This window comes from Streptomyces lycii (assembly GCF_009735685.1).
Taxonomy (GTDB): Bacteria; Actinomycetota; Actinomycetes; order Streptomycetales; family Streptomycetaceae; genus Streptomyces; species Streptomyces lycii.
On record NZ_WHPN01000407.1, the window covers coordinates 26,295 to 40,149 of the forward strand.

Annotated in this window: 12 protein-coding genes; 8 read left to right on the plus strand and 4 right to left on the minus strand. The window is 74.2% G+C overall.

Going from position 1 to position 13,855, the window contains the following annotated elements; translation table 11 throughout:
* Window positions 1-35 precede the first annotated feature (35 nt).
* Both GCU69_RS28905 and GCU69_RS28910 read right to left on the minus strand, forming a co-directional pair.
* Window positions 36-1,580: a CitMHS family transporter gene (locus GCU69_RS28905; protein ID WP_156207647.1), complete on the minus strand. Its 1,545-nt coding sequence runs from the start codon at window positions 1,578-1,580 to the stop codon at window positions 36-38.
* A gap of 273 nt (window positions 1,581-1,853) precedes the next feature.
* Window positions 1,854-2,480 carry a TetR/AcrR family transcriptional regulator gene (locus tag GCU69_RS28910; protein WP_235978764.1) on the minus strand — a complete coding sequence of 209 codons (627 nt, stop codon included), beginning with the start codon at window positions 2,478-2,480 and terminating at the stop codon, window positions 1,854-1,856.
* 572 nt (window positions 2,481-3,052) lie between these two features.
* Between GCU69_RS28910 and hmgA the strand changes: the two genes are divergently transcribed.
* From hmgA to GCU69_RS28930, 4 genes are all read left to right on the plus strand, one after another.
* The gene (gene hmgA, locus GCU69_RS28915) at window positions 3,053-4,387 is read left to right on the plus strand and encodes a homogentisate 1,2-dioxygenase (protein ID WP_156207648.1); all 1,335 of its coding nucleotides are present in this window, start codon (window positions 3,053-3,055) and stop codon (window positions 4,385-4,387) included.
* 15 nt (window positions 4,388-4,402) lie between these two features.
* The gene (locus GCU69_RS28920) at window positions 4,403-5,152 is read left to right on the plus strand and encodes a GntR family transcriptional regulator (RefSeq protein ID WP_098751141.1); all 750 of its coding nucleotides are present in this window, start codon (window positions 4,403-4,405) and stop codon (window positions 5,150-5,152) included.
* A 436-nt stretch (window positions 5,153-5,588) separates the two neighbouring features.
* The gene (locus tag GCU69_RS28925) at window positions 5,589-6,818 is read left to right on the plus strand and encodes a type ISP restriction/modification enzyme (protein WP_098751148.1); all 1,230 of its coding nucleotides are present in this window, start codon (window positions 5,589-5,591) and stop codon (window positions 6,816-6,818) included.
* Window positions 6,819-6,956: 138 nt separating this feature from the next.
* Window positions 6,957-8,183: a CaiB/BaiF CoA transferase family protein gene (locus GCU69_RS28930; protein ID WP_098751142.1), complete on the plus strand. Its 1,227-nt coding sequence runs from the start codon at window positions 6,957-6,959 to the stop codon at window positions 8,181-8,183.
* A gap of 60 nt (window positions 8,184-8,243) precedes the next feature.
* Here GCU69_RS28930 and GCU69_RS28935 read toward each other — a convergent pair whose 3' ends face one another.
* A complete protein-coding gene (locus tag GCU69_RS28935; RefSeq protein ID WP_098751143.1) occupies window positions 8,244-8,516 on the minus strand; it encodes a hypothetical protein in 273 nt (90 codons plus the stop codon).
* A 339-nt stretch (window positions 8,517-8,855) separates the two neighbouring features.
* Window positions 8,856-9,662 (minus strand): SGNH/GDSL hydrolase family protein, encoded by an 807-nt coding sequence (locus GCU69_RS28940; RefSeq protein ID WP_156207649.1) that lies wholly within the window; start codon window positions 9,660-9,662, stop codon window positions 8,856-8,858.
* A gap of 397 nt (window positions 9,663-10,059) precedes the next feature.
* Here GCU69_RS28940 and GCU69_RS28945 point away from each other — a divergent pair, with 397 nt between their 5' ends.
* From GCU69_RS28945 to GCU69_RS28960, 4 genes are all read left to right on the plus strand, one after another.
* A complete protein-coding gene (locus GCU69_RS28945) occupies window positions 10,060-10,449 on the plus strand; it encodes a hypothetical protein (RefSeq protein WP_235978765.1) in 390 nt (129 codons plus the stop codon).
* 1 nt (window position 10,450) lies between these two features.
* Complete coding sequence (locus tag GCU69_RS28950; RefSeq protein WP_156207650.1) at window positions 10,451-11,614, plus strand: GNAT family N-acetyltransferase; 1,164 nt, start codon at window positions 10,451-10,453, stop codon at window positions 11,612-11,614.
* 382 nt (window positions 11,615-11,996) lie between these two features.
* Window positions 11,997-12,860: a glycosyltransferase family 2 protein gene (locus GCU69_RS28955; protein WP_156207651.1), complete on the plus strand. Its 864-nt coding sequence runs from the start codon at window positions 11,997-11,999 to the stop codon at window positions 12,858-12,860.
* The coding region (locus tag GCU69_RS28960; RefSeq protein WP_235978766.1) for a glycosyltransferase family 2 protein at window positions 12,857-13,855 on the plus strand (999 nt) is incomplete at its 3' end. The genes GCU69_RS28955 and GCU69_RS28960, both read left to right, overlap by 4 nt.

Sequence of the window (13,855 nt, forward strand, 5' to 3'; positions counted from 1 at the left end):
CCGGCGGCGGCGCGGCCGCTCTCCTCCCGGTCCGGTCAGATGATGCCGAAGAGCAGTCCCGCGCCGAGCACCACCAGGGAGGTGAGCGCCGCCCACTTCACCGTGAACCGGGTGTGGTCGCCGAACTCGACCCGGGCCATCCCGACCAGGACGTAGACGGCGGGGACCAGCGGGCTGGACATGTGGAGCGCCTGGCCGGTGAGGGAGGCGCGGGCGATCTCGACCGGGGTGACGCCGTGCGCGGCGCCCGCCTCCGCGAGGATCGGCACGATGCCGAAGTAGAAGCCGTCGTTCGACATGAAGTACGTGAACGGGATGCTGAGGACGCCGGTGACGAGGCCCATGTGCGGGCCCAGCCCGTCGGGGATCGCACCGACCACGGCGCGCGCCATGTGCTCGACCATCCCGGTGCCGGTGAGGACCCCGGTGAAGACGGCCGCGGCGAAGACCATGCCGGAGACGTTGAGGACGTTGTCCGCGTGCGCGGCGAGCCGCGCCTTCTGGTCGGCCATCCGCGGGAAGTTGACGGTGAGGGCGATGGCGGCACCGAGCAGGAACAGCACCGGGATCGGCAGCGCCTGGAGGACGAGCAGCACCAGCAGGGCCGCGGTGAGTGCCGCGTTGAACCAGTAGAGCCGGGGGCGGAGCGTGGCCCGGGCCGGGTCGAGCACGGCCTCGCGGGCACCGCCGGCCGGGTCGCCGTTCGCCGGGGTGTCGCCCGGGGCGCTGTCCGTCGCGGCACCGTCCGCCGGTCCGCCGGAGCCCGTGCCCGGCCGGGCGGCGGAGGGCCCTCCACCGGCCTCGCCCCCGGCGCCCGCACCCGCACCGGCTGCCGCCAGGACCCGCTCCCGCGCGGGCTCCACGGCCCGGGTGTGCCCGATACCGGCACCGGCACCGGCACCGGCACCGGCGAGGTCGGCCGCCTCCCCGGGAGCGTCTTCGGCGGTGTCCCGGCCGAGCGTGAGCGTGCCCAGGCGCCGGCGCTCCCGGAGCCCGAGGACGTAGGCGAGGAAGAAGACGAAGACCAGTCCCACGGCGAGTGCGGGCACCATCGGCACGAAGATGTCGGACGCGTCGAGCTTCAGCGCGGTCGCGGCCCGGGCGGTCGGGCCGCCCCACGGGACGGTGTTCATCACGCCGTTGGCGGTCGCGGCGACACCCGTCATGACGACCAGGCTCATGCCGAGCCGCCGGTAGAGCGGCAGCATCGCCGAGACGGTGATCATGAACGTGGTCGAGCCGTCGCCGTCCAGTGAGACCACCGCGGCGAGCACCGCGGTCCCCACCACGATCCGCATCGGGTCCGCCTTGCAGAACCGCAGGATGACGCGGACCACCGGGTCGAACAGGCCGACGTCGATCATCACCCCGAAGTAGACGATGGCGAACATCAGCATCGCCGCGGTGGGCGCCAGGTCGCCGATGCCCTCCAGGACGTAATCGCCGAGTTGGGCCCCCTGCCCGACGATGACGCAGAAGAGCGCAGGTATGAGGACCAGAGCCGCCATCGGCGACATCTTCTTGGTCATGATCAGCACCAGGAAGGTGGCAATCATGACAAATCCGAGAACAGTGAGCATACGGCTGCCAATCATTCGCCCGTGAGGTCGCCCGTGGACCCGCCCGAGGTCCGCCGAGGCCCTGCGGCGGGGCCTCCCGCGTGATCGCCCCTCAGCGGCCGAGGGGTGCGGCGGTCCGGACGACCGTAGGAGCCCCGGTCCCGCGCCAGCAAGACCCCGGGCCGTGAGCAATAAGCGCGAAAGTCCAGGTCACCGATGTGGCGCCGGCCCAGACGGACTTCCCGGGGTGAGCCCGTCGGGCATCCCTCGCGGCGCGCCTGCCCGCCCCCGGCGTCAGTCGAGGACACGGGCGAGATACGCCCGGACCAGCTCCTTGGTCTCGGCGATGAGCGCCGCGTCGCCCGCGGGGTCGGCGCGGAAGGCCATCTGGAGCACGGCGTCCGCGGCCTCGACGCCGACGAGGAACGTGCGCCGCAACCGGGCGTCGGCAGTACGGCCGAGCCGTTCGGCGAGCAGCGCGCAGAGCCGTTCCGCGACCCGGTGGTTGGCCTGGTCCGGGGCGCCGGCGCCCGGAGCCTGCACCCCGAAGTCGACCAGCGCGAAGCCCGGGGTCTCCCGCTTCATCGCGATGTAGACGTCCAGGACGACGTCGATGGCGTGCCGCCAGTCCAGCGGGTCGGCCGCGGCGATCCGCTCCGTCACCTGCTCGGTGTAGTGGTCGAGATTGCGGTGCGCGAGCGCGTCGGCCATGGCGCGCTTGTTGCCGAAGAAGCGGTACACGGAACCGATGGGGACGCCCGCACGGGACGCGACGGCGCGGGTGCTCAGACCCTCGTACCCCGTCTCGTCGAGCACCTCGGCGCAGGCGTCGAGGATGCGCGCGAGGCGCTCCGCGCTGCGCTGCTGCACGGGGGTGCGGCGGAGCGGCGGCTGGGTCTGCTGGGCGCTGGGCGTCTGCACGCCTCCCATCATGCCGCGCCCCCGCTCCGCCCGGGCCCGCCGGACCTGGCACGGACAGCCGGGGCACGGGCGGACCGGACCCGGCGGGCGGCGAGCAGCCCGGCCCCGCCGACCGCGCGCGACCGGTTTGGACCCGGCCGACTGTGCCCGGACGGGACCGCACCGGGCCGACTGTGCCCCGGCGGGACCGCGCCCTCAGGAGCGGACCCGACCGATCCGGACCTGCCCCCTCGGCCCGACGGGAGCGCCCCGGCGACCGCGCCCGGGCGGACCCTGCGGGGTGGTGAACCGGGGCGAGGGGAACCGCTGGCCGGCGACCGCGCCCGGGCGGACCGCCCCTCCGAAGCGGACCCGACGGCCCGGACCCGCTTCCTCCTGGACCGAAGGGAGCGACCCGGCCGGAGCGGGCGCGCGGACGGCCGCGGCGCGCCGCCACCCGCCGCACGGTCGTTGACGCACCCTCAGTCACATTCCTATGGTCTTCCATAGGAATTTCGGCCGCAGACCACAGACCACAGACCGCAGACCGCAGACCGCAGACCGCAGACCGCAGGGAACGGCAGGGAGCAGACATGAGCGCCACCGACACCGAATCGGCCCGCAAGACGGCCGAAGGGCTGAGCTACTCCTCCGGCTTCGGCAACGAGCACAGCTCCGAGGCCGTGCCCGGGGCCCTCCCGGTCGGCCGCAACTCCCCGCAGCGCGCCCCTCTCGGCCTCTACGCGGAACAGCTCAGCGGCAGCGCCTTCACCGAGCCCCGCGCGGTCAACCGGCGCTCCTGGCTCTACCGGATCCGCCCCTCCGCGGCCCACCCCGCCTTCACCCGCACCGGCAACGGCGCGCTGCGCTCCGCCCCGTTCGACGAGACCGTCCCCGACCCCAACAGGCTGCGCTGGGACCCGCTGCCCGCCCCCGCCGCGGGCACCGACTTCGTCGCGGGACTGTGGACCCTCGGCGGCAACGGCGACGTGCGGCAGCGCACCGGCATGGCGGTGCACCTCTACGCCGCGAACGCCTCGATGACCGGCCGGGTGTTCTCCGACGCCGACGGCGAGCTGCTGATCGTGCCGGAGCACGGCGGGCTGCTGCTGCGCACCGAGTTCGGGCTGTTGCGGGCCGAGCCCGGCCATGTGGCGCTGATCCCGCGCGGTGTCCGCTTCCGGGTGGAACTCCTGGACGACACCGCGCGGGGATACGTCTGCGAGAACTACGGCCGGCCCTTCGTCCTGCCCGACCTCGGCCCGATCGGCGCCAACGGCCTCGCCGCCCCGCGCGACTTCCTCGCGCCGACCGCCGCGTACGAGGACCGCGAGGAGCCGGTGGAGGTGGTGAACAAGTTCTGCGGCAACCTCTGGGCGGCGACGTACGACCACTCGCCGCTGGACGTCGTCGCCTGGCACGGCACCCATCTGCCGTACGTCTACGACCTGCGCCGCTTCAATGTGCTGGGCACCATCAGCTACGACCACCCGGACCCGTCGATCTTCACGGTGCTCACCTCGCCGTCGGACACCCCGGGGCTCGCGGGCGTCGACTTCGTGGTCTTCGCGCCGCGCTGGCTGGTCGGCGAGGACACCTTCCGCCCGCCGTACTTCCACCGCAACGTGATGAGCGAGTACATGGGCCTGATCGAGGGGGCGTACGACGCGAAGACCTCCGGCCCGGGCGGCTTCGTGCCCGGCGGCGGCTCGCTGCACAACATGATGTCCGCGCACGGCCCGGACCGGGACACCTTCGAGGCGGCGAGCGCGGCCGAGTTGAAGCCGCAGAAACTGGACGACGGCCTGGCCTTCATGTTCGAGACCCGCTGGCCGGTGACGGCGACCGCCCAGGCCCTGGAGGCGGGACACCGGCAGCAGGGCTACGACGCCGTGTGGCAGGGTCTGGAACGCCACTTCCGTCCCTGACCGGAGCCCGGAGCCGTGACCGCCTTCGCACCCGACTCGTTGGTCCTCAACCGCAAGCTGCCCCTGTGGTATCAGGTGTCGCAGTCGCTGCGCGCCTCGATACTGGGCCGCCGGCCGGACGACCCGTTGCGCCTGCCGACCGAGGAGCGGCTCGCCGAGCACTACGGCGTCAGCGTGCTCACCATGCGGCAGGCCCTCAAGGAACTGGAGAGCGAGGGACTGATCAGCAGGCACCGGCGGCGCGGCACCTTCATCGAACCGGCGGCCAGGCGCGGCGCGCCGGTGCGGCTGCTCGGCTCCGTGGACGCCATCGTGGCGCAGCAGTCGGGCGAGCAGGCCACGGTGCTGAGCCACGGCCTCGTACCGGTGCCGGCCGAGCTGGCCGAGCACTTCCCCGGCCTGGCCGAGGTGGCGGAGTTCCGCCGGCTGCGCCGGGACGCGGACAGCGGCGAGCCGACCAACTGGGCGGAGAACGCCGTCCGTCCCGAACTCGCCGAGCGCTTCGGCCCGGCCGATCTCACCCGCCGGCCGATGACCAAGGTGCTGCGGGACGTCGCGGGGGTGCGGATCAGCCGGATCACCGACACCGTCGAGGCCCGGCTCGCCGACCCGGAGACGGCCGGACTCCTGGACGTACCCCTGCTCAGCCCGATCCTGCACTACACCGGGATCACCTACGACGAGAGCGGCCGGGTCGTCGACGTCGCCCGCATCCGCTACCGGGGCGACCGGTTCTCGTTCACCGTGACCCTCGACGCGCACTGACGGCGGCCGCGGCGCGACGACGACGCCGGAGCGACGAGCACGGCGGACGGCCGACGGCCGACGACGGACAGCGCAGACGGCAGGAGGCCGGCGGCCGACGACGGACGGCTGACGGCTGACGGCTGAGGGCAGGAGGCTGACGGCAGGAGGCCGCGGGAGCCGCGGCGCCGGGCGCCGCGCCCGCGGGCGGGCGGGCGGTGCCGTCGGACGGCGCACGCCGACGACGGCGGCGCGGACGCCGGGCGCCGGACCGTCCCCGCACCGGCCGTTCGCGGCCCGCCGCCCGTGGGTACGATGCGTAACCGGTGCCCACGGCGGGCGAGCCACCAGGTCCACCGCACGGGAGGGCGGCTGCGTGACGTTGCCACAGACGGACGGACCGGGTGCGGGCGCCCCGCTCACGCCCCCGGAGGACGCGCCGCTGCTCGCCGAGCTGATGCCCTGGTCGGTGGCGCCGCTGCGGACGGGCCGGTCCTGGGTGCTCGGCCCGGACCCGGAGACCCTGAGGGCGCGCTGGGACCGGCTGCTGCGGGCGTCCGGGACCGAGCGGGAGGCGCTGTTCCGTACGTCGCGGGCGCGCGGGCTGCATGTCGCGCTGCCGCAGTTGCCCGGGCACGACACCCCCACCCGGCCGCTCGCCCGGGAGGACGGCCCCTGCCCCGAACCGGTTCCGGTGCGGCACGGCCCCTTCGACCGGCAGTGGCTGATACCGGACCAGCGGCTGCTGGACGCCGCACGGCCCGAGCTGTGGCGGGTCGCCGACGAAGCGCAGCTCTTCGCCGTCGAACCCGGGCGGGTCACGGGCGGGCGGGCCCCCGGCGGGACGCCCGCCGCGGAGGCGGGCACGGGAGAGCCGGTGCTGCTCTTCTCCGAGCAGCTGCCCGACGGCCGGTCGCCCGCGGGCCGGCCCGGCCGGATCCGGCCGCTGTTCCGCCGGCCCGGCGCCCGGGAACCGAACCTCGCCCCCGGCCTCGCCGGACTGCTGGCGGACCGTCTCGGCCTGCCCGTCGCGCCGCTGGACTTCCTCGCCTGGACGGCCGCCGCTGCCGGGCACCGGCCCGCCGGCCGCGCCGTACCGCTGCCGCTCTCCCCCGGCGTCTGGCAGGACGGGGTGACGCTGGGCCGGCGTGTCCTCTGGCTGCACACCTACGGCGCGCGCTGCGCCCCCGCGCCGGGTGAACGCCCCAAGCTCCCCGGCGGACAGCGCCCGTACGTGCGCTCCGCGCTCCCCACCGCGCTGGGCGCCTTCCCGGCCGAGCCGCACTACGACCCGGAGGAGCGGACGCTGCACCTCGGCGCGGGCCGCATCGCGCCGGTGCCGCCCGCCGCATGGGACTACACCGTCTCCGGGGTGCCCGTGCTCGCCCACTGGTACGAGCGGCGCGCCGCCCCCGCCGAGCCCGGTTCGCTCAGCGCCGTACGCCCCGCCCGGTGGCCGGCCCGCTGGACCTCCGAACTGCTCGAACTGATCACCGTGCTCGCGCTGCTGGACGCCCTCCGTCCCGCGCTGGAGGACCTGGCCGAGCGGCTGGCCGAAGGCCCGCGGATCACGGCGGCGGCGCTGCGCGAGGCCGGTGTGCTGCCCGCGCCCGCCGCCGCGGCCCGGCCGGCCTCGGTGCTGGAGCATCCCGAGGAGGGGCCGAACGGCCAGGTCGCGCTGCTCTGACGGACCACCACGCCGGTGATCTCCGTCTCACCGGCCGCGCCGCACCGCCCGTACCACGGGCCTGCCGCCGTCCGGCGGCCGCCGGACGGCGGATCACCCCTGGCGCGGCGGACGGCCCGGCGGGTAGGACAGGGCGCCATGGACATCTCCCCCGGGCCTCCCCGGCCGTCGCGGCCGCAGCCGCTCCCGCTCGACGGCGTCACCGTCGTCGCCGTCGAACAGGCCGTCGCCGCGCCCTTCGCGACCCGGCAGCTCGCCGACCTGGGAGCCAGGGTGATCAAGGTCGAGCGGCCCGACGGCGGGGACTTCGCGCGCGGCTACGACACCTCGGTGCGCGGGCTGGCCTCGCACTTCGTCTGGGCGAACCGGGGCAAGGAGTCCGTCGCGCTCGACCTGAAGGATCCGCGCGGCCGCGACGTCCTGGACCGGCTCCTGGCAGAGGCCGACGTCTTCGTGCAGAACCTCGCGCACGGCGCCGCGGAACGGCTCGGGCTGGACGCCGCCGCGCTCTGCGCGCGTCACCCGCGGCTCGTCGCCGCCGACATCTCCGGCTACGGCCCGGACGGTCCGTACGCCCACAAGCGCGCCTACGACATGCTCGTGCAGTGCGAGGCCGGGCTCGTCTCCGTCACCGGCACCGCCGGACAACCGGTCAAGGCGGGCATTCCGGCCGCCGACATCGCGGCCGCCATGTACGCCTTCTCCGGGGTGCTCGCCGCGCTGCTGCGCCGGGGCACCACCGGCCGGGGCGGCCCGGTGGAGGTCTCGATGTTCGACGCCCTCGCCGAATGGATGGGGCACCCGCTCTACCACGGGATGTACGGGGACGGGCCGCCGGCACGCACCGGGCTCGCGCACGCGGTCATCGCGCCGTACGACGCCTATCCGACGGCCGACGGCACACCCGTGCTGCTGTCCGTGCAGAACGACCGGGAATGGCGGCGGCTGGCCGGACAGGTGCTGGGCCGCCCCGAGTTGGCGGACGACCCGGGATGGGCGACCAACCGGGCGCGGGTCCGGAACCGGGAGCGGACCGACGCGGCGGTGGCGGAGGCCCTGGCGGGGCTGTCCGCGGACGAGGCCGTGGAGCGGCTGGAACGGGCGGGTATCGCCTGTGCCCGGCTCAACGACGTCGGCGGACTGGCGGAGCACCCGCAGCTGGCCGCCCGCGGCCGGTGGCGGGAGGTGGGGTCTCCCGCGGGCCCGCTCCGTACGCTGCTGCCGCCGATCGGGCTGCCGGGCGGGGAACCGCCGCGGACGGGCGGTGTCCCCGCGCTCGGCGAACACACCGACGCGCTGCTGGGCGCCCTGGGGATGACGGGCGAGCGGATCGCGGCGCTGCGCCGGGACGGTGTGGTCGCCTGACCGCCTCGACCGGGCCGGTTCGGGTGGTGTCGGTACGGCGCGGAGGAGGTGCGGGGCGGGTCAGCCGCGGTTGCCGAAGAGCGACCGCCGGAGCCGGCGCAGCGGCGCGAAGAGCGAGACCCGCGACACCCGCAGCCGCCTGCTCGAACGGGCGCAGGACACGTCGCGCGAGGTCAGCTCGCGCATCAGCGAGGTGGCCTCCGCCGATTCCTGGTGCGACACGGCGGGACCGGCCAGCACGGCGAGATGGCGGTCGAGGCGCGAACTGCTCGCACCGCTCCCGCAGTTGACGGCAGGCACTCGGGGCCTGCTGCGCATTGCTATCTGTTCCATGACACTCCCCACCCAAACGAGGGCACCCGGCCCGGGCAGGTTAACCCTACCGCTCCCGCGCGTCACCCGCGCACCGGCGTATCCCGTATTCACTTTCCCGGCAAGGCGGTTGGCATGCCGCGGCGCTCCCACCGGCGCGGGGCGGCACACCCTCGCGGACCCGGAAGGATTCCCGGGGGCGCGTTCCGGGCGCGTCGCGGCACGGCCCGCTCCCTTCCCCCCCGGGGAGGGCCGCCCGGGGCGGCCGCGCACGCGCGCCGAGGAGCCCCGGGGACCCGAGGACTCCTCGGCGCAGCGAACGGGCACGGCCGCGGGCCGCGCCCCGGGAGCGGTCGGCCGTCAGACGGCCGAGTCGAAGGCGGGCAGATATCCGCCGGACTGTCCGGCCGCGGTCGGGTGGTAGGAGTTGATGATCGGGAAGGTGACGCTGTGCAGCCAGGAGTCGCCGGAGCAGATCTCGTGCCCGGTGAAGTTGGGCACGACGTCGCCGAAGGTGAAGCCGTGGTCGGCGGCGCGCTTGGCGGTGACGCCGTTCAGCTCGTCGGACGCGCCGTTCAGCGCCGCGCGCTCCTTCTCGCTGAGCCCGGCGATGCAGCTGCCGTTCAGCTTGTAGAGCCGCGGATAGCCGAGGACGACCACCTCGGCCGCGGGCGCCCTGGAGCTGATCGCGGAGTACACCTGGTCGAGCTTTCCGGGGAGGGTGCCCGTCATATAGGCGCGGGCCTCCGCCACCGCGTTGAGACAGGCGCTCTCGGACTGGAGGACGCAGGTGGTCATGACATCGGCGAAGCCGGCGTCATTGCCGCCGACGCTGATGCTGACGATGCCGGTGGATGAGTTGAGCGGTCCGAGCTGACCGGCGATCACATCACCCGTACGGGCTCCCGAGCAGGCGGTGAACGCGAAGGACGAGGGTGAGTTCGCGGCGGCCCAGAGGGACGGGTAGGCCTTCGTGCTGCGCTTGCAGTCGCCGCTGCCGCTGTCGTAACTGCCCGCCCCGACGCCCGAGGAGTACGAGTCCCCGAGGGCTACATAGCCGGTGGCGGCGGCTTCTCCGGCTGCGTGGGCGGCGCCGGCTCCGGTGAGGGAGAGGGCGGAGGAGAGAAGGAGTGCGGCCGAAACGACCGCACGTCGGGAAAGTTTCATGGAACCTCCCTTAGCAGGATTTCTCCGTCAAACAGGGCAACCGGCCGCGGCGTTGATCGTGACACCTGCCATGCCCATGCCAATCAATCGCCTGCAGCCGGCCGTGGGGGTGAACCTGCATGGCATGGCTAGGACATCCCCGCGAAACGGGTGGTCTACGCGCGTGGTGGGGTGAATCTTTCACCAACTGTGGTGATTCACCGGAAAGACGCCGAACTACATGGCGTACGCCTCCATACCCGGCATCCCGGCGAGCGCGACCGGAACGCTTCCCGCGCCCCATTGTGTGACCGGCCACCGTCTTGACGGCCCCTCCGGCGTGCGCCAGATTGAAGCCCGACATCCGGCGCTTCGGGGGGCAAAGTCGCCAATGCAGACAGTCAGTGACAATCAATCCGTGCCGGCGGACACCGCCGCGGAGGACGGACCCGCCTGGCCCGTGCTCACCGGGACGGCCACCGGTGTGGCGTTGGTGGGGGCGGTGCTGGCGCTCACCGACACACCGTCACCGCTGCGGGTCCCGTTCACCCTCTTCTTCCTCGTCGCCGCGCCCGCGGCCGCCGTGGCCTCGCTGCTGCGCGGCCTGGACCCGCTGAGCCGCTGCGTCGTCGCGGTGGCGGGGGCGGTCGCCGCCGATGTGCTGACCGCCCAGGTGATGCTGGCGCTGCACGTCTGGTCGGTGCGGACGGGCGTCGCCGCGGTGGCCGCGCTGAGCGCCGCGCTGTTCCTCTCCGCCTTCCTGCTCCGGCTGCGTCACGGCGTCGCGGCCCGGAAGGGAAAGGCCTGACGTGGACGTCGACGTGTACCGACCGGGCGAGCTGACGGCCGCCGACCGGGCGGCCTGGTCCGCCCTCCAGGCGCGGTCCGATCAGCGCGACAGCCCCCAGCTGGGGAATCCGTTCCTCGCACCGGAGTTCACGCTCGCCGTGGGCCGTGTCCGGCGCGGCGTCCGGATAGCCGTGCTGCGCGAGAACGGCCGTCCCGCCGCGTTCTTCCCCTTCCAGCGGTCCGCGGCGGGGGTCGGCCGCGCCGTGGGGCTCGGGGTCTCCGACTGCCAGGGGGCAGTGCACCGGCCGGGGTTCCGGTGGGACGCCCGGCAGCTGCTGCGCGCCTGCGGGCTGGCCGTGTGGGAGTTCGACCATCTCGCCGAGGGCCAGCCGGACTTCGCGTCCGGCGCCACGGGAACCTTCGCCTCGCCGGTCATCGAGCTCGGCGAGGGGTACGAGGCGTATCTCGAACGGCTCCGCGCCTCGTCGCCCGGTTTTCTGCGGACGACGCTCGCCAAGGAGCGGAAGCTCGGCCGGCAGGTCGGCGAGGTCCGCTACGTCCACGACGAGCGGGACCCGGAGATGCTGCGCACGCTGATGCGGTGGAAGTCCGCGCAGTACCGGCGGACGGGCCGGAGCGACCGCTTCGCCCAGCCCTGGATCACCGAACTGGTGGAGCAGCTCTTCCACAGCCGCTTCTCCTCGTTCCGGGGGCAGCTGTCCGTGCTCTACGCCGCCGGGCGGCCGGTGGCGGCGCACTTCGGCCCGCGTACCGGGCGCGTGCTCAGCTCCTGGTTCCCCGCCTACGACCCGGACCACGGGCGCTGGTCGCCCGGGCTCGTGCTGTATCTGCGGATGGCCGAGGCGGCCGCCGGGGACGGTCTGCACCACATCGACCTGGGACGCGGCGAGAAGCGCTACAAGGACGAGCTGAAGACGGCCGAGTTCACGGTGCGGGAGGGCTGGGTGACGCGCCCGCACCCGGTGGCCGCGGGCCACCGCGCCCGGCGGGCTCCGGTACGGGCGCTGCGCAACACGGTGACGGCACGGCCGGAACTCTTCGAACCGGCGGACCGGCTGCTCAGACGCGTGGGGCGGTTGCGGGCCGGGCTGGTGGCGCGACGCCCTTCCGAGCGGTCCGCGATCAATTCCGATCACTCCGCGAGGAATGTCCGGCGAAAATGAGAAAACGAGGATGGGCTGCCCATGTGGTGCCATAGATTCTTGTCCAGATAAATCACCTGTCACCATCAATAGCATCTGACATCTGGACTGGTCCGACATTCACTGGTCCGACATTCACCGCACATCTCGTCCGGCAAGCGGCCCGGGGAGGGGCTCGAGTGCCGTGGCGGGCGTGCGGGGCGCGGTAGGGGGGGTGCCGTGCCCGGCAGCAGTCACACGCCGCCGGGGCACGGGCCGCGCAAAGCCCGTTCACCATGCCGGCTCATCCGTGCCCGAGGCGGCCGTGCCGTCCCGGGCGGGCCGAGAACCCCCCTTTCGAACCGGAACACCGCCGGGCCGCGACCGTCACGGTCGGCCCACCGGACGAGAGGGATATCCGCTCATGAGTTCTTTTCTGCGCCCGGCCGATCCGGGCGAAGACCCGCTGTCCGAACCGCCGCCGCCCGGCACCGCCGGATCACCCGTTCGGGGCCGCGGACCGGGCCGGTACCGGCCCGTCTCCTCGCACTTCGCGATCGCCCCGCCCGTCAGCGTCGTCATTCCGGCGATGAACGAGGCGGAGAATCTTCCCTACGTCTTCAAGACCCTGCCCGGCTGGGTGCACGAGGTCGTGCTCGTCGACGGCAACTCCACGGACGGCACGGTGGAGGTCGCCCGTGAGCTGTGGCCGGACGTGAAGGTCGTGACGCAGCGCGGCAGGGGCAAGGGAGACGCGCTGATCACCGGCTTCGCGGCCTGCACGGGCGAGATCGTGGTGATGGTCGACGCCGACGGCTCGGCCGACGGCTCCGAGATCGTGTCCTATGTCTCCGCGCTGGTCGGCGGCGCCGACTTCGCCAAGGGCTCGCGCTTCGCCAACGGCGGCGGCACCGACGACATGACACCGGTCCGCAAACTCGGCAACCGCCTCCTCACCGCCGTCGTCAACGCCAAGTTCGGCGCCCGCTACACCGACCTCTGCTACGGCTACAACGCCTTCTGGCGGCGCTGCCTGGACGACATGGCCCTGGACTGCGCGGGCTTCGAGGTGGAGACCCTGATGAACATCCGGGTCGTACGGGCCGGGCTGCGCGTCCAGGAGATCCCCAGCCACGAGTACAACCGCATCCACGGAGCCAGCAATCTGCGGGCCGTGCGGGACGGGCTGCGGGTGCTGCGGGTGATCCTGCGCGAGCCGGGCTCCCGGCGACCGCGGCGGTGCCCCGCTCCCGTGGCGGTCGTGGCGAACTCCGGGGAGGTCTCTTGACCGGCTTTGGTGCCGTGTCCGTCTCCGTGGTGATCTGCGCGTACACCCCGGACCGCTGGGCGGACGTGCTCGACGCGGTGGCGTCCGTCCGCGCGCAGTCCCTGCCCGCGCACGAGACGCTGCTGGTCGTCGACCACCATCCGGCGCTGCTGCGGCGCCTCGCGCGGCACTTCGCGGGGCCCGGGGGCGACGCCGAGGGGCCCGCGGGGGCGGACGGCGGGAGCACCCGTACGGGCGACCGGGCCACCGGTGCGGGCGCCGGGACCGCCGGTGCGGGCGGCGCCGGCCGGGTGCGGGTGCTCGCCAACGCGGGCCCCCGCGGCCTGTCCGCGGGCCGCAACACCGGGATCGCCGCGGCCACCGGCGAGGTGGTGGCCTTCCTCGACGACGACGCCGTCGCCGACCCCGACTGGCTGCGTCACCTGGCCGGCGGCTATGCCGACCCGGCCGTCCAGGCCGTCGGCGGCCGGACGCTCCCCGTGTGGGCGTCCGGCCGCCGGCCCCGCTGGTTCCCCGAGGAGTTCGACTGGGCCGTCGGCTGCGCGTACCGCGGGCTGCCCGCGGGCCGGGCCCGGGTGCGCAACGTGCACGGCGGCAACGCCTCCTTCCGCGCGACCGCCTTCCGTGCCGCGGGCGGGTTCACCACCGGCATCGGACGCGACGGCGGCAGGCGGCCCCTGGGCGGCGAGGAGACGGAGCTGTGCATCCGGCTGGCCCGGGCCGTGCCCGGCGCGGTGCTGCTCGTCGACGACCGCGCGGTCATCCACCACAAGGTCCCGCGCGAACGCGAGCGGTTCCGCTATCTGCTGGACCGCTCGTACGCCGAGGGGCTGTCGAAGGCTCTGATTGCGCGCAGCGTCGGCGCCGGGGCCGGACTCGCGACGGAACGCGGCTACACCACCCGGGTGCTGCCCGCCGGAGTCGCGCGCGGGGTGCGCGACGCGCTGCTGGGCCGGCCGGGCGGCGCGGGCCGCGCCGGCGCGATCCTGGCCGGA

Coding starts and splice junctions, on each gene's coding strand:
- GCU69_RS28935 (WP_098751143.1), bottom strand. CDS start 8,516: ATGGAACAGATAGCAATGCGCAGCAGGCCCCGAGTGCCTGCCGTCAAC.
- GCU69_RS28940 (WP_156207649.1), bottom strand. CDS start 9,662: ATGAAACTTTCCCGACGTGCGGTCGTTTCGGCCGCACTCCTTCTCTCC.
- GCU69_RS28905 (WP_156207647.1), bottom strand. CDS start 1,580: ATGCTCACTGTTCTCGGATTTGTCATGATTGCCACCTTCCTGGTGCTG.
- GCU69_RS28925 (WP_098751148.1), top strand. CDS start 5,589: ATGCCCTGGTCGGTGGCGCCGCTGCGGACGGGCCGGTCCTGGGTGCTC.
- hmgA (WP_156207648.1), top strand. CDS start 3,053: ATGAGCGCCACCGACACCGAATCGGCCCGCAAGACGGCCGAAGGGCTG.
- GCU69_RS28930 (WP_098751142.1), top strand. CDS start 6,957: ATGGACATCTCCCCCGGGCCTCCCCGGCCGTCGCGGCCGCAGCCGCTC.
- GCU69_RS28955 (WP_156207651.1), top strand. CDS start 11,997: ATGAGTTCTTTTCTGCGCCCGGCCGATCCGGGCGAAGACCCGCTGTCC.